16 protein-coding genes and 4 pseudogenes are annotated in these 18,760 nt (G+C 63.2%); 5 read left to right on the top strand and 15 right to left on the bottom strand.

Annotation, left to right across the window (positions count from 1 at the left end; translation table 11 throughout):
* Positions 1–215 (bottom strand): hypothetical protein (locus tag BST44_RS30720; protein ID WP_208619896.1); only part of this gene is annotated, 215 nt, incomplete at its 3' end.
* Positions 216–245: 30 nt separating this feature from the next.
* Here BST44_RS30720 and BST44_RS26775 point away from each other — a divergent pair.
* A pseudogene (locus BST44_RS26775) lies at positions 246–695 on the top strand (ATP-binding protein); the annotation flags it as partial.
* A 526-nt stretch (positions 696–1,221) separates the two neighbouring features.
* Here the strand turns inward: BST44_RS26775 and BST44_RS26770 are convergent.
* The 9 genes from BST44_RS26770 to BST44_RS26730 all read right to left on the bottom strand — a co-directional run bounded on the left by BST44_RS26770 (position 1,222) and on the right by BST44_RS26730 (position 12,489).
* Entirely contained in the window at positions 1,222–2,439 is a 1,218-nt protein-coding gene (locus BST44_RS26770) for an acyl-CoA dehydrogenase family protein (protein ID WP_007168458.1), read from the bottom strand.
* 465 nt (positions 2,440–2,904) lie between these two features.
* Positions 2,905–3,990: a transposase gene (locus BST44_RS26765; protein ID WP_224112852.1), complete on the bottom strand. Its 1,086-nt coding sequence runs from the start codon at positions 3,988–3,990 to the stop codon at positions 2,905–2,907.
* Positions 3,991–4,113: 123 nt separating this feature from the next.
* Complete coding sequence (locus tag BST44_RS26760) at positions 4,114–5,235, bottom strand: acyl-CoA dehydrogenase family protein (protein WP_050790029.1); 1,122 nt, start codon at positions 5,233–5,235, stop codon at positions 4,114–4,116.
* A gap of 247 nt (positions 5,236–5,482) precedes the next feature.
* Positions 5,483–7,102: a class I adenylate-forming enzyme family protein gene (locus BST44_RS26755; RefSeq protein ID WP_007168454.1), complete on the bottom strand. Its 1,620-nt coding sequence runs from the start codon at positions 7,100–7,102 to the stop codon at positions 5,483–5,485.
* 30 nt (positions 7,103–7,132) lie between these two features.
* On the bottom strand, positions 7,133–8,026 hold the full coding sequence (locus tag BST44_RS26750) for an SDR family oxidoreductase (protein WP_007168453.1): 894 nt from the start codon (positions 8,024–8,026) through the stop codon (positions 7,133–7,135).
* A gap of 66 nt (positions 8,027–8,092) precedes the next feature.
* On the bottom strand, positions 8,093–9,235 hold the full coding sequence (locus tag BST44_RS26745; protein WP_040622299.1) for a thiolase family protein: 1,143 nt from the start codon (positions 9,233–9,235) through the stop codon (positions 8,093–8,095).
* Positions 9,235–9,660: a Zn-ribbon domain-containing OB-fold protein gene (locus BST44_RS26740; RefSeq protein ID WP_007168451.1), complete on the bottom strand. Its 426-nt coding sequence runs from the start codon at positions 9,658–9,660 to the stop codon at positions 9,235–9,237. Before BST44_RS26740 ends, BST44_RS26745 begins: the two co-directional genes overlap by 1 nt.
* A gap of 206 nt (positions 9,661–9,866) precedes the next feature.
* Positions 9,867–10,808 carry a R2-like ligand-binding oxidase gene (locus BST44_RS26735; RefSeq protein ID WP_007168450.1) on the bottom strand — a complete coding sequence of 314 codons (942 nt, stop codon included), beginning with the start codon at positions 10,806–10,808 and terminating at the stop codon, positions 9,867–9,869.
* A gap of 52 nt (positions 10,809–10,860) precedes the next feature.
* Positions 10,861–12,489: a long-chain fatty acid--CoA ligase gene (locus BST44_RS26730; protein ID WP_007168449.1), complete on the bottom strand. Its 1,629-nt coding sequence runs from the start codon at positions 12,487–12,489 to the stop codon at positions 10,861–10,863.
* A gap of 334 nt (positions 12,490–12,823) precedes the next feature.
* Here BST44_RS26730 and BST44_RS31155 point away from each other — a divergent pair.
* From BST44_RS31155 to BST44_RS26715, 4 genes and pseudogenes are all read left to right on the top strand, one after another.
* Positions 12,824–13,108 (top strand): annotated as a pseudogene (locus BST44_RS31155) (integrase catalytic domain-containing protein); the annotation flags it as partial.
* A 25-nt stretch (positions 13,109–13,133) separates the two neighbouring features.
* Positions 13,134–13,961: an integrase catalytic domain-containing protein gene (locus BST44_RS26725; RefSeq protein ID WP_224112851.1), complete on the top strand. Its 828-nt coding sequence runs from the start codon at positions 13,134–13,136 to the stop codon at positions 13,959–13,961.
* A gap of 112 nt (positions 13,962–14,073) precedes the next feature.
* Positions 14,074–14,241 (top strand): annotated as a pseudogene (locus BST44_RS26720) (integrase); the annotation flags it as partial.
* Between the two features lie 143 nt (positions 14,242–14,384).
* Positions 14,385–14,783: pseudogene (locus tag BST44_RS26715) on the top strand (transposase); the annotation flags it as partial.
* Positions 14,784–14,818: 35 nt separating this feature from the next.
* Here the strand turns inward: BST44_RS26715 and BST44_RS26710 are convergent.
* Genes BST44_RS26710 through BST44_RS26690 form a run of 5 tightly spaced genes read right to left on the bottom strand, consistent with a single transcriptional unit; the run spans position 14,819 to position 18,710 of the window.
* Complete coding sequence (locus BST44_RS26710) at positions 14,819–15,136, bottom strand: transposase (protein ID WP_075630241.1); 318 nt, start codon at positions 15,134–15,136, stop codon at positions 14,819–14,821.
* Positions 15,130–15,561: a DUF6262 family protein gene (locus tag BST44_RS26705; RefSeq protein ID WP_007168443.1), complete on the bottom strand. Its 432-nt coding sequence runs from the start codon at positions 15,559–15,561 to the stop codon at positions 15,130–15,132. The genes BST44_RS26710 and BST44_RS26705 overlap by 7 nt, the downstream gene beginning before the upstream one ends.
* A complete protein-coding gene (locus BST44_RS26700; RefSeq protein WP_007168442.1) occupies positions 15,551–15,745 on the bottom strand; it encodes a hypothetical protein in 195 nt (64 codons plus the stop codon). The genes BST44_RS26705 and BST44_RS26700 overlap by 11 nt, the downstream gene beginning before the upstream one ends.
* Before the next feature lie 53 nt (positions 15,746–15,798).
* Entirely contained in the window at positions 15,799–18,261 is a 2,463-nt protein-coding gene (locus BST44_RS26695; protein WP_007168441.1) for a tyrosine-type recombinase/integrase, read from the bottom strand.
* The gene (locus BST44_RS26690; RefSeq protein WP_241007795.1) at positions 18,258–18,710 is read right to left on the bottom strand and encodes a tyrosine-type recombinase/integrase; all 453 of its coding nucleotides are present in this window, start codon (positions 18,708–18,710) and stop codon (positions 18,258–18,260) included. The genes BST44_RS26695 and BST44_RS26690 overlap by 4 nt, the downstream gene beginning before the upstream one ends.
* Positions 18,711–18,760 lie beyond the last annotated feature (50 nt).

The raw sequence follows: 18,760 nt of genomic DNA, 5'->3' as shown, positions 1-18,760 counted from the left end.
TAGGACGCAGTTACCAAGGGCAAACGGTCGCTATTGCCATTGAGGACACCGTCTTTCGCGTCGTAATCGACGGCAACGAGATCTGCACTCATGCGAGAAATCCCGACAGCGATATCACCATCTTCAAGGCTTACCCACGCCGCCACAGCATCTAGCCGTGCTCGCGACTTGCCCAGGGCGAATCCGTCAAAGATGTCTTGAAGCAACAATGCCAAGCATGTCCTGAAACCGCACATTGACACGAGGTCGGAGTAGGCAAGACGTATCTGGCAACAGCATTGGGACACATGGTAATTCGCCGACGCAACTCCGTACTGTTCGCCCGATCCGACAAGCTGTTCACCCGGCTGCGCGCCGCCCGCCTGGACAACACCGTCGACGCCGAGATCCGCCGACTCACCACCATCGACGTCCTCATTATCGACGACTTTGCGCTCAGACCCCTCGGCGCCACAGAGACCAGCGACTTCTACGAAATCATCGTCGAACGCCACCGCGCCAAAACGACCATCGTGACCTCCAACCGAGAACCCTCCGAATGGTTGACCATGACCGCCGACACCCTGCTGGCCCAATCAGCGATCGACCGACTCACGGCCACCGCCCACACCCTCGTCATCGAAGGACCGTCCTACCGTCAACGCACCCGACCCAGCCAGCTTGACCCAGACCACGACGACGAGCTTCCTCAATAACGCGCCACGGTGGTCCCATCCCCCTGGCAATCAGGTGGCCCCATCACCCTGGCAAGCGACACTTCTAAATGGCCATTGACAGAGGCCTTGCTGCTCAAAGAGCAAGCCCGCATCGTCCTAAGACGCTGCGGATCCGGTCCGGTGTCATCCGCTGTTCCCGCAAGATACTTCGTCACGACGAGCCGGTGATGATCATCAAAATGGATTATCGGTTGGTCGCACCCATCACCGGCACGGTGACCGCTGCGCGGAGAACCGCTTTTCGGCAACATCTTCAACAGCGGCGGTCTGCGGATCTCAGCCAATCGTCCACTGACAACAACTCCTTTCTCCTCTCGGCCCAAGCCGAGAATCGGTCGAAGGGGTCAAAATCTGCGTCGACACGGGGTCAGTTTTCAGGCGTCGCCGAGTGCCGATCGCGATACCAAGGCCCAGCCACTTGCGCAGGTATTCCGCATTCGAGATGGCCGCCCATCTACCGGAAGCGGCACTACTGGTGTCTACGGGCTCCGGCATTGTTCGGATCCTAGAGGCGCGGTTCCTTGGGCAGGCCGAGCAGTTTCTCGCCGATGATATTGCGCTGCACCTGTGAACTGCCCGCATAAATCGTGGCGGCTCGCGCCGCCAATGCCGACTCAACCCACGCGAGCGACGAATTCGGTGTTCCGACATCCGCAGTCGCCAAGGCGCCGTTCGTTCCCGTGCCCGACAGCGTCAACACGTCCGTCTCGAGGATCTCCATCGCCAGTTCGGTCTCGCGTTGGAAGAACTCGCTCCAGAGGATCTTGGTCATCGCGGCCTCGGGACCTGGATACTCACCGTGTAAGAAGCGCGTCAACGCCTGATACCCACGACACCGCATAATCTCGACGCGACCATAGCACCAAGCGAGCTGCTCACGGATATGCGGGTCGTTAGTCTTACCTCGTTCTTTCGCCAGCTCGAAGAGCCGGTCGATCTCAGCTTGGAAGCGAATCGCGTCGGTGGTGACACTTGTTCCACGCTCGAAACCCAGCAGCGTCATGGCCACCGACCATCCTGCGTTCACTTCCCCGACAACGTTGTCTGCAGCGGTTCGGGCGTCGGTGAAGAACACCTCGTTGAACATCGACTGGCCCACTATATTCTTGATGGGTCGAACCTCCACGCCGGGCTGATCCATCGGCACGAGCAGAAATGAGATCCCCCGGTGCTTGGGAGCATCCATGTCGGTGCGGCACAGTGCGAAGATCCAGTTGGCGAGGTGTCCCACTGAAGTCCAGATCTTGGACCCGTTGATGACCCATTCGTCGCCATCAAGAACCGCTCTCGTCCGCAGGCTGGCCAGATCCGATCCCGCGTCGGGTTCGGAAAACCCCTGGCACCACCGATCATCACCGGACAGAATTCGCGGCAAGAACCAATTCTTCTGGTCCTCGGTGCCGCAGACGACAAGCGTGTTGCCAAGCAGCTGAATCCCGAACATGTCGTTCTCAGTTCCGGCGGGTACCCCGGCGCGAGCAAACTCCTCGGCCAGCACGACTTGGTGGAGTGGGGTCAGTCCCGCTCCGCCATATCGCTTTGGCCACAACACGGCGAGTAGGCCGTTGTCCGCGAGCGTCTTCCGCCACTCTCGGATGAACTCCTTCCGCCGGGTTTGATCCAACGCCCCGATTCCAGCGAAGTCGGCAGGGACGTTCGCGGTGATGAAGTCGCGCACTCGTGACCTGAACGCCTCAGCTGACGGGGGATAAGACAGGTCCATATCGAATCGTCGTCCCTTATCTGTGTTGAGGACCCGCGTAAAGGTGGATCCATTGGGTTATTTTTTGCGTGTTTTGCTTCGTTTTCGACCGCTTGAAGGCGGTGGACCGCGGTCGGGGTCAAGGCGGAGCGCCCGCAGCGTAGCGAGGACGAACGACCTTGAGACCGACGAGGATCCGCCGCATACTTGGCCGCCGGGGAACAGGAAAAGACGGTGTGGTTCAAGTCATCTGCTGCCCTCCGGTGCATAAATGTGGGGCGAAAGACGCGCGTCGCGTGTGCCGGCGCCCAGCCTTATCTGAGTCCACGGACGATATCCGGCAACTTGATGATCGATGGGGTGCCCGACGTGCGGGCAACGAAGGCGCGGCCGCTCAATCTTTCCGGGAAGTCCACCCAACAGCGGAGTGGCGACAGGAACCACACGGGCGCTGGCCGCAGGCATCAGGTGATTAGCATCAGGTGATTAATGGGCATGGCAGGCGCGCAACGCATCATTTAAGAGGCCACCTCCTGGCGTTCGGGGACTGGCAGCGCCAGGGCGCCATCTTCGAACGCACGCAGCGGGTGATAGCATCGGCGCAGAATTTTGCGTTCCACCGCCAGGGTGGGGATTCTTGCCGTTGTGGCCGTCGCGCTTGGCTGCCAGCTTGTGGTAGTAACCGTAATCAAGGGAACGGCGCCGGCTCGCGCACTCGGCTGCCTCAAACGCCGCCCAGCGCAGCTCGGGTGAGCCCTCTCGCGACAGGTGCCCTGGTGAGCGTTTGGTATCAGAGGAGTACACGGTGACATCCAGCCCAGCAAACCGCACCAGCCGATGGGAACTGCTGAATCGGCGGACATCACCGACCTCGGACCAGATGATCGCCGCGCACAACCAACCGATGCCGTAATGGCGCTGCATTGCCTGACACCCGGCTTGGCGTCGGGCGAAGTTGACTAATTGGCTTGGCAGCGGGTCGATCTCGGTGCTTAGCTGATCGATGCGCCGTAGCGCAGTGTCAACGCACCGCCGGCCCGCCGCCGACAAGTCGACGCTGTCCAGCGCCGCGCGGCCTGCGCCGGATAACAGCGCCCGAATCGGTGGACAGCCCTGATGGAACAGCTGGACATGGATGCGCTGCTGCCAGGCCCGCCGCTCGTCCATCAACGTGTAGTACAACCGGCCCAGCGTGCGGATCTCCAGCATGTGTGCGGGTAGGATCCACGACTCGGGGAACCGGTCCTCGAACAACAGCGTACGCAGCAACCGAGTATCGGCGCGGTCGGTCTTGGCGCGCTTCTTGGGCTCCGGTAAGACGGCAATCTCGGCCGCATCCCCCAGGTGCGCGCAGATCCCAGCAGCGGCCAGCTCCTCGCACACATACCGCCACCCCGGGCAGCCCTCCAGCGCGAACTGGCCGTCCCCATCGCTGCAGTGCTCAGCCAGCCAGTTCCGCAACGCTTTCCGGGTCGCCGGACCGATCTGACCCCAGCGCAACAAGCCGTCATAATCGACGTAATCGAATGTGATCTGCTGTCGCCGCACGTCGAAACCGCCTACCATCGTCATCGGGACCTCCTCGAGCTCCTGAAAAATTCCTCTAACGCCTATATCAACGAGCGTCTGAGCTGAGGGGGTCCCCATCCACATGTCATCTTTCTCTGTTCGTGCCGACGAAGTATGTGGCGGTGTTTAGAGCCCGATGCGGTCAGCGACCTCGAGCCATTGCTCGCGTACTGAGCCCAGCAGTACCCGGTCGGCTTTCGCCCGCCGGTAGTAGAGGTGTGCGTCGTGCTCCCAGGTGAACCCGATCCCGCCGTGAATCTGCACATTCCACGATGCGGTGAAGTCAAATCCGGCCGCGGCGGTTGCCACGGCAATGGGGGCCGCCTTGGCGAGGTCAGCGCTCTCCTCCGCTGCCAGATGAGCCGCGTAGAGAGTGACTGCACGAGCACTGTCCAGTTCGATTGCCATCTCGGCGCATCGGTGCTTGATCGCCTGGAAGGAGCCGATGGGCCGATTGAACTGGTGACGCACCTTGGCGTATTCGACGGACATGGTCATAGCGCCCTCGGTGCCACCAACCATCTCCGCTGCGAGTAACGTCTTCGCGACATCTAACGCACGGCGTATGGGCGCGACGCCGTGCGCGCCAGCCAAGGGAACCGCAGAGACGGCGTCGAAGGTCAGGGTGGCCAGCGGTCGGGTGATGTCCAGGGTCTCGACGCGTGTACGGGTGAGGCCGACGGCGTTACCGTCAACGAGGTACAATGCCGGCTCAGCGGAGTCACCGGGCGGCAGAGCGAGCACCAGCAGGGTGTCCGCACTATGGCCGTCGATCACATGAATCTTGGTCCCAGACAGCGTGACGGCGTCGCCATTTGTCGCCGCTCGCATGGCTACAGCACCGAAGCCGTCAACGCAACCCGGTTCATTGATAGCAGTCGTGACTGTACGAGCGCCCGCGGCTATCTCTGGAAGCAGTTCTCTCTTCTGCTCCTGGCTGGCCGCGATCAAGATCGGCGCGACACCGAGCGCGACGGTCGCGAACAGCGGGCACGGCACGATGCCGCGTCCAAGCTCCTCGATGGCGACAGCAGCCTCGATCATCGTTGCTGCCGCACCGCCGTACTCCTCCGGTACGAGCAGACTCGGCAGCCCCAGTTCCCGACTCATGCGAGACCAAAGGTCGATGTCATATCCCGGCGCAGTTGTTACCGCCTGGCGAACCTTGGCCAGCGGTGACAGTTCGGTAACGAACTGCTGTATAGTCTGGCGGAAATCGTCCTGTTCTGGACTGAGCATGAAATCCATGACATGGCACCTCATCTTCTCTTCAAACAGTTGTTGTCGCGAAAAGAAATAGGGACGGCCTTACCGTCGCCTGGATCGACCAATCCACACACCGAAGCGCTCATCAATTCCGCGTAAGCACTGTCTCACCGGCCTTGGCATCTTCCGCCGTCCCCATCCGCTCGCTTTACGGTTCTTCTGTGGCTATGCGCCGGACACTGCTCGGAATGGCCGCCGTCGCGCTGTTAAGCCGATATTCAAGGAGCATTCATTTGTTTTCGGCCCCTTGATCGAACAGGTGATCTCGGAAGCGCTGTCGGAGTTCGTTTTTCATGACCTTGGCCATGGCGTTCTTCGGTAGCTCGTCCACTACGACCATGTGGCGCGGGCATTTGTAGTCGGCGAGGTGCTGGCGGCAGAACTGGTTGATCCGCTCCGCGGTGAGTTCGCCTTCGCCGCCGCTGAACCCGGGCTTGGGCGCGATCACCGCTAGGAGATCCTCACCGAGGTCCGAATGCGGCACCGCGATGACTGCGGCCTCGAGCACCTCGGGCATCTCGAGCAGCACGCGCTCGACCTCGATGGCGAAGATGTTGTAGCCGCCGCGCAGGATCATGTCTTTTTTGCGCTCGGTCAGATAGACGTAGCCATCGTCAGCGACATAACCCACGTCGCCGGTGTGCAACAGTCCACCGCTCCAAAGTTCCGCGGTGGGCTGCTCCCCCTTGTAGTAGCTGCGCCGAGCTATCTTCGACTTAAAGCAGATCTCGCCGACCTTGCCTGGGGGGAGTGGGTTATCGTAGTCATCAACGACGACAACCTCGCATCCTACGGGCCTGCCAACCGAGCCCGGCCGGGCAAGGATGTCATCTGGGTCGGGACCGAGGATGCAGGCCGCGCCGGCACCGGCCTCGGTGAGGCTGTAAGCGTTCAGCATCTTCGCTCCGGGCCACACCTGCCGCATTTTGCGCACGGTGTCGGGCTGGATCGGCGCCGCCCCGAAAAACACGAGCTGCAGCGAGCTGTAGTCGTGATCACCCACCGTGGGGTGCTTCATGGCCAAATTCAGCATTGTCGGCACACCCATGATCGACGTGGCGCGGTAGCGCTCGATCGCCGCGAGCAACTGCTCGGGATCAAAACGCGGCAACACGATCTGCGTGACCCCGGCACGAATGCTTAGCAGCATCAGGCCATGGCAGCCCGTGAAACCGAACAAGGGCACCGCATGAAGCAGGCTCTCGCCGAACATCGCGCCGAGAAGCTGCCCGAGGCTCGCCTGGCCGGGCTCGTCGGCGAGGTTGCCCTCGGGCACCAGCACGCCCCTGGGCATCCCGGTGGTGCCGGACGTATAGAGCAGATCCGCCGGGTCGTCGGCGCTCAGGGAAGGCTCGAGGAGCGGCACGTCCGCAGAGCCCGCGCCCACCACGTCGCCCAGGGGGGTGAATCCATCCAGCGCCTCGCTGCCGGTCACGAAGAAGTGCTCAAGTTGGAAGCTACCGGGACGGCCGCCGATCTCGACAGATTCGCCTTCGGCAAGCGCAACCAGAACCTCCCGGTGGGCGAGACCGGTGATCACCGCCACGGCGTCGCTGTGCTCAAGCACGAACAGCTTTTCCGGCGCTGCCCACCGGGTATTGAGCGGCACCGGCACGGCACCAAGTTTGTGGATGCCGAAATACACTGCATTGAAATGCATCGCTTGGTCGTTGGCGAGCAGCATCGCCACCTTGTGACCGCGGCTCACCCCAGCGGCGTGCAATTGCTGGGCGACCCGGCTGCTGGCAGCGTCGAGCTCGCGGAAAGTGGCCGCGCCGTCCTCGGCGATGACGGCGGTCTTGTCCGGTCGGTCCTCTACCGCTTGGCGCAGCAGGTCGATCACGGCCATGGCATGGTCCTCCTCAACGTACGTACGTGTTCAGCCGAGCGCTTGAAGCACGAGGCCGATCTCGTCGTTGGCCTGCGTTGGAGTCTGGTATCCCTCTCGGTCGCAGATCGCCTCAAGGTTGTCCTGGACCGCTTCGATATCGAGCGTCGGCGATGAGAAGCCCTTCGTCACACTGATGAAGATCTCGGCCACTCGCCCGCCCCCAACGGAGAAGATCCTCGACGTGAGATCGCAGGATTCATGGCAGAGATACGCGACGACCGGGGCGACCAGTGCCGGGTCCAGCTTCTTGGCGATCGGCCCGAGGAGTTCCTCGGTCATCCGGGTCCGCGCCATCGGCGCGATCGCGTTCACCTTGATGTTGTACTTCGCGCCTTCCTGGGCGAGCACCCGTGTGAAGCCGATGACCCCCATCTTCGCGGCCCCGTAGTTGGTCTGACCGAAGTTGCCGAAAATCCCGGCGGCGGAGGAGGTGTTGACGATCCGGCCGTAGCCCTGCTCGCGCATCCTGAGGAACGCCGGCTGGGTCACCCAGATGGTGCCGTAGAGATGGACATCGATCACCGGATCGAGTAGCTCCGGCGTGAGATTGTGGAAGGACTTGTCGCGCAGGATGCCCGCGTTGTTGACGACGATGTCGACCCGCCCGAAGGCGTCGAGAGCCGCCTGCACGATGGCCGCCCCACCTTCTCGGGTCGCCACGCTGTGACCATCGGCGACCGCGATACCGCCGGCGGCTTCGATCTCCTGAGCGACGGCCTCCGCCGCGGTCAGGTCCGCGCCGACGCCGGCGACGCTGCCGCCGAGATCGTTCACCAACACGCGCGCGCCGCGTGATGCAAGCAGCATCGCATGCTCCTTGCCGAGACCGTTTCCCGCCCCGGTCACGATGGCGACCCTCCCGTCGAAGCTAAGCTCAGCCACGCGATTTCCCTTCCATGCTGTCGCCCCGCAGGGCGATTTCTCTCTTATCGGATGTGTTGAATGACGTCACCGCCCGGCCTGCAGGATGTGGATGACACAGACCGAGCCCGCGCCCATCATGTGAGCAAGCCCGGTTCGAGCGCCTTCGACCTGCAGCGGGCCCGCCTCGCCCCGCAGCTGCCGTGTCACATCCCAGATCTGGGCCAGGCCGGTCGGCCCACCGGGATGACCGCGCCCGATCAGCCCGCCGTCGGTCGAGAACGGGATACGACCACCCAGGCTGGTCGCGCCCTCGGAGACGAGCTTGTCCCCCTCCCCAGCCGCGCACACCCCGAGCAGCTCGTAATACATCAGTTCCTCGATGGGGAATGCGTCGTGCACGTGGGCGAGGTCGAGGTCGGCCGGCCCGACACCGGCCTCGTCGTAGGCGGCCTTTGCCGTGGCCGCGGTGAGCTCGCCCGGACCGACGACCGCACCCATGAAAATGTGGCCGTCAACGAACTGCTCGGACTGCTGCTGGCTGGCGACCACCTTCACCAGCGGGCGTGAACCGGCCACGCGCTCTGCCGCCTCGCGGCTCGCGACGATCGCGGCCGCAGCCCCAGAGCCAGCGGCGCAGGCCATCTTCGAAGTGTGCGGGTAGGAAATCATGCGCGAGGCGAGGATCTCTTCGACGGTGACCTCATGGTCGGCCCGACGTTGCGCGTAGGGATTCAGCCGCGCATGGTTCCAATTCTTTGCCGCGATGGCGGCGAAGGTCTCGACCGTCGTGCCCACTTCGTGCATGCGACGTGTCGCCCACATGGCGAAAAACGCCGCCGGGAGGATCACCTGGCCAATGCCGGGCTTGCTGCCCCCGATAGCTCGAGTGGCGCGATTGAGGTCGTCAAACCCTAGCGCCATCGCGATATCGACGCTCCCCCCCGCCACCACCTGGACCGCCTCATGGAAGGCGCACGATCCGGTGGCCGACGCGTTCTCGACGTGGGTGATCGGGATGCCGGTAAGCCCGAGATCCTTCGCAAGGGTGACACCCGTGAGCAGACCGGCGCCGATGTAGCCGTTGTAGAGGTAGCCGACTTCATCGAAGCCGATGCCGGCGTCACCGAGCGCGTTGACACCGGCCCCGAAGCCCAAGTCGGCCGCGTTGGCGTCCGGCTGGCCGAACGGGGCCATCCCCACGCCGATCACATAGACGTCGCGGGCCATCACCGAGATGCCCCCCGTCGAGTAGGGCAAAAGCGGAACGAGCACAGCTCAGTGCCATCGGCATCGGTCATGAGGGGGTAGACCTCAAGCTGCATGGGCATGCCGATCTCCCAGTCGCCCATCTCGCCACGCAGGATGGATTGCACGCGCACGCCCTCCGGTAGGTCAACTTGGCCGACACCGTGCCCGTCGCCTGTGGAGCCGAACCGGGACTTGCCCATCCACGCCGACTCGACGTAGGTCCAGGCGTACAGTTCGCCGGTTGGTGACAGCAGGACATCCTCGACCGGGCCGCCCGTCAACGGACAGCGGCGGCGGCGGGGGAAGAAGTACTTGTCGGCAGCAGGGCTATAGGAACCGATCAACCGCGGCTGCTCATCGCCGTTGGGCATCGTGAAGTAGCCGTCCTCAAGTGGTCGACGCATCGTGTGTCGTCTCCTCCGGGTCGTGCGGTCAATGACTGGCCTCGCCGCCGCTTGGAGCGTTGCGCCATCGCGGATCTTTGAAGCGTGCCGAGATAGTGGCACCGGCGACGGCAACTAAGCTGGAGCAGTGTTGGTACTCGCAGTGCCGAATCGACTCCAGCGCAAAAATTCCGCGTTTTTACGCACTGGCGCCGATCTCGTCGAAGTCAGGCCGAACCGGCCAGCACCCTCGCGTCCTCGTCCGCGAAGGTGTCCTCCAGCTGCAGTGGCGAGTAGTCGAGGTCGATTTCCTCGGGCGGTCGCCCGCGGGCGCTGCTGATCGTGCTGAACCGGCGCATCCCCTTGTCGGTGGCATAGGTCCTCATCTCGTCGATTGACAGATTGAAGGGTATGTCGTCGCCATACAGTGCAGAACCCTCGTCGATCAGGCGCTGCCCCAGCGGAATGAGTTCGTTCATGCGCGTTTCGAACACCGTCCAATTGGTGTCGTCGGCAGCGACGTGGCGCCGGCAGGTGAAAGTGCCCCATGCCATGTGGCGTCGCTCGTCGTCGCCGATGTGCCGAATCAGCTGCTGCATGCCGGGAAGAATGCCGTGCTCCACGCAGATCTTGTGCCAGGCGTAGTAGCCGGTCAGCGCCAACATGCCCTCGATGATGTGGTTGTACGTCACCGAAGCGCGAACCTGGGCAGCCGGCGAGGGATCCACATAGAGCGTGTTGAGCGATTCGTGAAGTTCCTCGTCGAACAACTGCCGGTATGCCGGAGTTTGATCGAGGAAACTATGTAAGTCGTCGCGCACCCCGACGGCATCGAGCCACAAGCGGAACGCCTGGGTGTGTTTGGCTTCCTCGAACGCAAACTGCGTCAAGTACATCTCGTCGCCGAGCCGGCCTTCGGCCCGCATTGCGGCCATGAACGGCTGGATGTCCTGGGTGACTGCTTCCTCTCCGGCAATGAAGCCCGCGCACAATCGGGTGACGTACACGCGTTCGCGGTCGGAAAGCGCCTCCCAATCGGCGCTGTCGCGGGAGAAGTCGATATTGGCGGGGTCCCAGAGTTTGGCGATGCCGCCAGCGAACAGCCTGAGTGGCACGCTTTCCCAGTTCAGCCCGCCGGCACCCAGCGAATGGTAACGTGTGGTTGCCATGTAACCTCCTTAATTATTCGGCTGCATTGCCGGGTCTAGCGAACCTTGGTCGCTAGACGAATTCCACGATGTTGTAGTCACCGGCGGTGTAACATGCCCGAAGCACTTTCTTGTCGTATTTACCGACGCTGGTTCGCGGGATTTCGGGGACGAAGGCCCAGCGCTCCGGGATCCACCACGTAGCGACTTTGCCGTCTAAGAAGGCACGTAGCTCATCTGGCGTGATATCGGCGCCGGGTTTGACCACCACTAGAGCGAGTGGACGCTCCTGCCACTTCTCGTCGGGCACACCGATGACCGCGGCTTCATGTACCCCGGAATGGGCGATCAGCAAATTCTCCAATTCGACCGACGAAATCCACTCCCCGCCGGACTTGATGACGTCTTTGGCACGGTCGGTCAGCGTCAAGAAGCCATGCTCGTCGACGTGGCCGACATCGCCAGTGCGCAGCCACCCCTGGTCGAACTTGTCGGCGTCGTCGTCGCGAAAATAAGAGCCAGTTACCCACGGCCCGCGGGCTTGGATCTCGCCGACCGCTTCTCCGTTGCACGGCAGGGTGCGATCCTGGTCGTTGCGCAGCCGGATTTCCACGCCGCATATCGGGCGGCCCTGGGTGGCACGCAGCGCCCACTGTTGGTCTTCGTCGAGCCCAGTCGGCGGTTTGGCCACCGTGGCCAGCGGCGAGGTTTCGGTCATTCCCCACGCCTGCACGATCGGTACGCCGTGGTCGCGTTCGAAGCCGCGCATCAGTGACACCGGTACCGCCGATCCGCCGCACGCGACCAGACGCAGCGACGAGATGTCATGACCGGGCTCGCAGCCCAGGAAGTGCCGGACGTCATTCCAGATTGTGGGCACCGCACCGGCCACGGTCGGGCGGGTGTCCTCGATGATGGCCACCAGCGCTCCAGGTTGTAGCCATCGGTGCGGGAGTACCAGTTCGGCCCCCGCCATCAGCGCGGCATAGATAAGGCCCCACGCATTGGCTTGAAACATCGGCACGATAGCCAAGATGCGGTCGGCTTCAGCGATGCCCAACCCGTTGCCAGTGCAGACGGCCAGTGAATGCAGGTAGGTGGATCGGTGGCTGTAGACCACGCCCTTGGGGTTTCCGGTGGTGCCGCTGGTGTAGCACATCGCCGAGGCCGACGTCTCATCGAGTTCAGGCCAGTCGAACTCGGTGGGATGTGTCGAGATCAGGTCTTCGTACGAAACGACGGCCTTGCCGGCCGCCCGTAGCGGCTCGGGATCGCCCTCACCGACCGCAATCACCGTGTGCACCGACGATATGGCCGGCAAAGAACGCGCAAGTAGCGGCGCTAACGACATGTCGACGATGACGATGTTGTCGTCGGCGTGGTTGGCGATGTAGCCAAGCTGCTCGGCGGTAAGACGAATATTGAGCGTGTGCAACACCGCGCCCATCGACGGCACCGCACAATAGGCCTCCAAGTGTTCCTGGTTGCTCCACTGGAAGGTAGCCACACGCTGATCGCCGGTGACGCCAAGGTCATGCAGCGCATTAGCTAACTGACCGACCCGCCGGCCGACCTCGCCGTAGGTCGCGGCCCGGTAGCCCGACTCGGTCGGTGTGACGACGCGGCGGTCGGCGTGAATGGAGTTGGCATGCTTGACGATCGATGTCACAGAAAGCGGAACGTCTTGCATAGTGCTTTGCATAGCGTGGATCCCTTGCCCGTCATTCCCGGATACTGACGGCCGTCGACCGGGCAACTGGCTGCTCCCGAATACCCCGGACAGACGGTATTACCAATCTTTTACAAAGATCGACCAATTGTCAATAGTCCGGCGTGCCTCACTGAGTTTGAGCGCGTGGCCGGCGGTGGTGCCTCACCTATTTTGAGCGCGTGGCCCGGAAGGCCTGCCCGATGTGGAAGGCAAGATCGACATGGCTGCGAGGCGGCAGGTAGCGAACAAACTGCGAGGTCAGTACCGCAAGGCGTTGAAGGCGGACAAGAGCAAGATTTTGGATCGGGTGGTGTCCACCACGGGGATGGGCCGCTCGACGGCTCGGCGGATGCTGACCGGCCCGAGGCTGCCGGACCCGGCCGAGCAGGTTGACAGGCGTACGTTGCGGCCGCGGGGCTTCAGCGACGACGCCAGGGCACTGCTGGAGTATGTGTGGGCCTTGATGGGCATGCCGTGCGGCAAGTACCTGGTGGTCATGGTGGGTCTGTGGCTGCCGCTGCTGGCTGAATCCGGTGATCTTGACAGGCCGTTCGCCACCGAGGCGGCATCAGCGGAGCTGAAGGCGATGAGCGCGGCCACCCTGGACCGCTACCTGAAACCGGCCCTGGGACAGGATGCGCATCAAGGGCATCTCGACGACCAAACCGTCGCCGCTGCTGCGTAACTCGATCGCCATCCGTACCTGCGCCGATGAGGCACCTGAGGCCCCGAGGGTGATCGAGGCCGATACCGTGGCGCACTGCGGCCCGACATTGATCGGCGAGTTCGCCCGCACGCTGACGATGACCGACCTGGTGATCGGCTGGACCGAGAACTTCTCGATCCGCAACAACGCCTCGAAGTGGATCACGGCCGGCATCGACGAGCTGCAACAGCGGTTCCCGTTCGATCTGGTGATTTTCGCTTTGGACTGCGGCGGTGAGTTCATCAATCACGAGGTCGCCGCCTGGCTGCAGACCCGCGACATCGCCCAGACCCACTCGCGGCCGTACCAGAAGAACGACCAAGCGCACGTGGAGTCAAAAAACAACCACGTGGTGCGCAAACACGCGTTCTACTGGCGCTACGACACCTCCGAGGAGCTGGAGCTGCTCAACCGGCTGTGGAAGCTGGTGTCGCTGCGGTGCAACTTCTTCACCCCGACGAAAAAGCCCATCGGCTACAGCACCACCGCGGCCAGTCGCCGCACGCGCATCTACGACACGCCGGCCACGCCGTGGCAACGTCTGCAGGAATCGGGAATACTTGATGCGCAACAGCTTTCGCATGTGTCCGCCCGAATCGAGGGCATCAACCCGGCCGATTTGACCCGGCAGATCAACACCATCCAAATGCAGCTACTGGACCTGGCCAAGACCAAGACCGACGCCCTTGCCGCCGCCCGCCACATCGACCTGGAAGCATTGCAACCGTCAATCGACCGATTGGCCAAGGCGAAGTAGTGCAAGCCCCCACGCGCTCACCATGCGTGAGGCACCAGCCCACGCTTCGCGCTCACTTTTTGGTGAGGCACCTCGATCGCCACCACCATGCCCTTCCCGATCCTGGGCTTTCGATAACGGCAGCGAGTTCATCAACCACCACCTGCTGGCTTGGTGCGAGCGGCGCCAGATCACCTTCACCCGCTCGCGGCCCGGAAACAAAAACGACGGCTGCCACGTCGAGCAGAAGAACTGGGCGATCGTGCGCACCGTGGTCGGCTACCACCGTTACGACACAAAGGCACTGTTGCTCAACAAGATCTGGTCCCTGCAATCGAAACTGAGGATGGGGACTGTCTGAACAGCGGTGGATCTGACCTTGGTCTGACACGCCGAGCGTGAGCTTGGCGGGAAGGACTGATGATGTCCGAAACACTCGAGCCCATGGCTACCGAGGTGGATCAAAAGCAGCTCGCTGAACAACTATTGGCCCAGGCCAAGGAGCAGGGCGTGGAGCTGGTCGGCCCGAACGGGCTACTCAACCAGATCACCAAGAATGTATTGGAGACCGCGCTGGACGCAGAGATGGCCGAGCACCTCGGCTATGACAAGCACGACCCGGTCGGACGTGGCAGCGGCAACGCCCGCAACGGCACCCGGGCCAAGACGGTGTTCACCGAGATCGGACCGGTCGAGATCGAGGTGCCGCGCGATACCAACAGCTCGTTCGATCCGCAGATCGTCAAGAAGCGCCAACGTCGGCTGACCGGCATCGACGAGATCGTGTTGTCGTTGACCGCTAAAGGATTAACGACCGGCGAAGTGGCCGCGCACTTCGCCGACGGGTCCATCCGGAATTCGGTGTAAGTGGCGTTTCCCTATCCTCGGTTGAGGTCGGGCATTCTGTTGGCGAATGTTACTGCGAACGCGTTCAAAGCGGGCTTCCAGCGGACCGCCCAGCGTTGCTGGCCGGTGCCCTTGGGATCGAGGGAGCGAGTCACCATATACAGGCACTTCAGCGCCGCGGCCTCCGAGGGGAAATGGCCGCGAGCCTTGATCGCCCGTCGGTAGCGGGCGTTGAGTGACTCGATTGTTATCTGGAGTTCTGGCCGCGGTAGCTGTTGTGACCTGCAGGTTTGTGTCGTGGAGGGTGTCCATGACGCGGTTGGAGATGGATATCGCTTGGCGGTTAGCACGGCCCGATTGTTACCGAATCGCGATGCGTCGGTTCATGATGTCGGCCGGTGTCGTCGCGGAGTTGGCCAAGGGCGCACGCCAGTTGGCGGCGTAGCCGCCGGTTCTCGTCGGCGAGTTCGCGGTTGCGGCGGTTGGCGATTTCGAGGCGCTGCCGCGGGGAGTCGTCGCTGGCGCGTTGTCGGGCGGGTAACGGTGTGCTTGGCTCGGGTCGGTGTTGGGTGCGGAGCCGGCGGATCTCGTCTTTGAGGTCGGTTTGGGTGTAGATCCACGAGCGGGAGACACCGGCGTGGCGGGCGACGGATTCGAAGGTGAGCAGGGCGCCGGTCCGGTCGAGTTCGTGCATCGCAGCGATGGCCTTGGCGCGGGTGTGTTCGTGCCGCTGCTGGGCGGCGTGGATGAGGTGGATGCTGTTGTCAGCCGGCATGTTTGGCCTTCCCTGGTTGTGGATCGTTGAGGGCGGTGATGATGTTGTCCAGGTTGTGCAGGATTTGGTGGTTCATCTCGGCCAGACGTTGTTGTCCGCGGGCTTGGGCGGCGGTGATCAGCTGCAGGCTCTGTTGCCGCTGCTGGTGGTGCTGGGGCAGGAACTCGGCGGTGGTGAGGAACATCGGACAGGTCAGACAGGCTTCTCTGAACTTAGCTGGGGCACTTAGCGATCCGTTCATCGTGGCCGCGCATTTGTTGGTAGGGAGGGGGTTCCGAGGTCGACCGCGAGGCGACGGCTCGTGTCGATCTGAGTGAGTTTGTCTTTCACCCCGGCGAGGCTGACTTGGAGTCCCTCGACTTCGCCGAGCCAGCCGTGAAGTTTGGCCTCCTCGATTCGGTCCTCGAGGTTGCTGCGGATCTCTTCCAGGCGTGGTCGTTGCGCTGGGTCCGGCCGGAGAAGCGAACATCGGACGCAAGCGTGCTCGTGAAAACACGGCGTTCCAAACGCGCGGCCGCACGTCCCGACCGACACCTTGCGCTTCTCGAAGTGGGCGAGGAAGTCGTCCCACTCGTCCTCGGTCGGGGTCCGGTACTCCTCGCTGGGTCGGGTTGCCCGTCGGCGAGCGATGAACGCTCGGTGGGCTTCGATCGCTTCCATGGGGTAGACGGCTTTGTATCCCATGGTTGTGTCAATTGTCTTGTGCCCGCAGATGATTTGGGCGATGTGCGGTGGTAGCCCGCTCATGATTGCGTCGGTGACGAAGATCCTTCTGAAGTCGTGGGGCGAGAAAATCAGCGGTTCGCCGGTGGCGTCGGTGAGCCCGCTGGCGGCGAGTGCGTCGATGAGCAGTTTGCGGATCGCACTGGGTGTGAAGGGGCGGTGCTCGTTGCCGATGGCGCGTTGGAACAGCAGCGGCATCGGCGGGTTCCAGACTCGCTCTCGGGTGTCGTAGGACGGCACCAGGGGTATCGCACCGCTTGGTGCGCGGAGGCGGGTGATGATGGCGCTGAGCACGTCGGCGAGTTCGGGGCTGACGAGCAGCAGGCGTTCGGTGTCGGTCTTGGAGGGGGCGATCTGCAGCAGCGGCACCACTTCGCCGCTGGAGGGCAGGCGGTATTCGGTGATGCTGTGGTGGCTGAGTTCAAGCAGTTCCTCACAGCGGATGCCGGTCAGTCGCAATACTTCAATCGTCGCGAACGCCCAGAACGCCTCGTCGTCCTCGTAGGACAGGTTGCGCCGTTTGCCCGTGGCCGTGTCGTCGGCCCAGACGTGGCGGCCTATGGCTTTGGGGACGTGCGCTTTCCGTAATTTGGCGTCGGTGCCGGGGATCAGGGTTCCAGACACCGTCTGGTCAGCGGCCTGCAAGAACTGTTGTGCGGTGCGGCGGCGCTCGTTCGCGGTGCGCACCAGCACCGGCAGCACAGGCAGTCGTTCGCGGGTGCGCTGGTCCATCCGAGCCTTGCGGTGTTTGCGTTCCTTGGCTCGTCGGATCTCGGCGTCGCCAATCGGGCAGGGAGCCGCCCACCGGGCCCATCGGGCGGGATCGTCGACGGCCCATTGAGCGATGTCGAGGTAGAACGCTCGCACCCGGAGTAGTTCGTCTTTGGCGTTGAGTCGCGGGGTTGCGACCTCGATCTGCTCACCGGCGGCGTTGGTGATCGTTCGCTTCTTGGTGGCCAGGTCGTCCTTCCAGGTCCGGATGACGTCCTGGGGCAGCTGCAGGGTGTCGATGCCCGGTGCGATGGCTTCGATGCGGGCCCAGAACAGCCCGGCCAGGCTGCGGGAGATCGCGTCGATGCTGGCGAAGTCCAGCGACGGCTGACGTTCCCGCAGGTAGTCGACAAGCAGGTCGCGAATGGGTCGGCAACGCAACGGATATCGATCCACTAATTCTTCGATCGTGAGTCGCCCGGTGGCTTGCCCGAATGCGCGAATCGTGTGCGGCGCATCGTCGGGGAAGATGCCAATCGCACGCAGGCGTAGGTAGAAGTCGACCTTCTTTTGTCCGCCGCGAGCGTGTACCTGGCGCAGGGTGTCGACCAGTTCGACACAGTCGCCGACAGTGATGTCGGCGACACGTCCGCCCTTGCACGCGAGGATGGTCGCGATCCTGGTCGCCGCGACCCGCGCGTCGACGGCGGAGCTGGCCGGTTGGGTCTCGGCGAGTCGCCGCAGCTGGGCGAACCCTTGCGGGTCTCTGATGTGCGCCATCGCACCGGCCAGCCGGGCGTGGGTGCGGGTAAGCATCCACGGCACACCCGGACGGATGACGTCGCCGCAGATCAACACGAGCAGGCCCGAGGCCAGATCGTCGACGTCGTACGACGCGTCCTGACCGCGCTCCTGCAGCCACCTCAGTGAGAGCCCGGTCCAGGTCTTGCCGGGATGCTGCTCGACGCCACTGAGTTCCCAACGCTGTTGCCAGGTGTCGCCCGGAAACGTCGCCAGCCAGTCCAGCAGCTTGGTCACACCGCGTCGTCGACCCGCCTGGGTCCCCTTGACATCCGAGGTAAACAATCCGGAGGTCAGCCTGACCATGGTGTCCTGGGCGGTTCCGGCCGTGGCTGCCCCACAATGCTCGGGCTGACGGGCGGGGAACCGTTCGCGCAGCTGCTTGTTCCGCCCGCTGATCTGAGTCTTGGTCGCATTCGCCACGGCAAGTGGTTTGCGCGCAACGTGTTTGGCGATCGTGGTCACATCGACCTCCCGAACAGGACGCTCAGCGACTGCGGGTCGTAGCCCGGCGCCGGCGGCGGTGGAACCGGATCTTCGCGCCGCGCCGCTTGCCGCGCGTGGTGAGCCAGCACACTCGCTACGACCTCCTCTTTGGAGGGCGTCAAATACAACTCGGTGGTGGTCAAGTGGGCGTGGCCCATCACCCACTGCACGTCGCTCAACGTCATCTGCGGATCCCGCGCCATCCGCATCGCGGCGCTGTGCCGCAGGTCGTGCAACGTCCAATCCGAGCCCAGGCAGGCATTGGCCCGCTCGAACATCCTGTGCGCGGCGTGATAGGTCAGCGGACGGTGTGGTCGGCGTAGTGTCCACCACAGCGGCCGGGTCCGGCCACGCGGCAACTTGGCCTGCAGGTCTTGCTGATACAGGCGGAGCCACACAAATGTCGGCTGCCAGGTGAAAGGGACCACTTCAGAGCTGGTTTTGCCATGAGCATGGGACCACCTGTTTGCCATTGATG

The organism is Mycobacterium scrofulaceum, from assembly GCF_002086735.1.
Taxonomy (GTDB): domain Bacteria; phylum Actinomycetota; class Actinomycetes; order Mycobacteriales; family Mycobacteriaceae; genus Mycobacterium; species Mycobacterium scrofulaceum.
This window is presented reverse-complemented; position numbering and strand designations above follow the sequence as displayed.

Coding starts and splice junctions, on each gene's coding strand:
- BST44_RS26700 (WP_007168442.1), bottom strand. CDS start 15,745: ATGTTCCTCACCACCGCCGAGTTCCTGCCCCAGCACCACCAGCAGCGG.
- BST44_RS26765 (WP_224112852.1), bottom strand. CDS start 3,990: ATGACGATGGTAGGCGGTTTCGACGTGCGGCGACAGCAGATCACATTC.
- BST44_RS26725 (WP_224112851.1), top strand. CDS start 13,134: ATGCGCATCAAGGGCATCTCGACGACCAAACCGTCGCCGCTGCTGCGT.
- BST44_RS26730 (WP_007168449.1), bottom strand. CDS start 12,489: ATGCAAAGCACTATGCAAGACGTTCCGCTTTCTGTGACATCGATCGTC.
- BST44_RS26745 (WP_040622299.1), bottom strand. CDS start 9,235: ATGGCCCGCGACGTCTATGTGATCGGCGTGGGGATGGCCCCGTTCGGC.
- BST44_RS26760 (WP_050790029.1), bottom strand. CDS start 5,235: ATGGATTTCATGCTCAGTCCAGAACAGGACGATTTCCGCCAGACTATA.
- BST44_RS26740 (WP_007168451.1), bottom strand. CDS start 9,660: ATGCGTCGACCACTTGAGGACGGCTACTTCACGATGCCCAACGGCGAT.
- BST44_RS26735 (WP_007168450.1), bottom strand. CDS start 10,808: ATGGCAACCACACGTTACCATTCGCTGGGTGCCGGCGGGCTGAACTGG.
- BST44_RS26770 (WP_007168458.1), bottom strand. CDS start 2,439: ATGGACCTGTCTTATCCCCCGTCAGCTGAGGCGTTCAGGTCACGAGTG.
- BST44_RS26705 (WP_007168443.1), bottom strand. CDS start 15,561: ATGCCGGCTGACAACAGCATCCACCTCATCCACGCCGCCCAGCAGCGG.
- BST44_RS26755 (WP_007168454.1), bottom strand. CDS start 7,102: ATGGCCGTGATCGACCTGCTGCGCCAAGCGGTAGAGGACCGACCGGAC.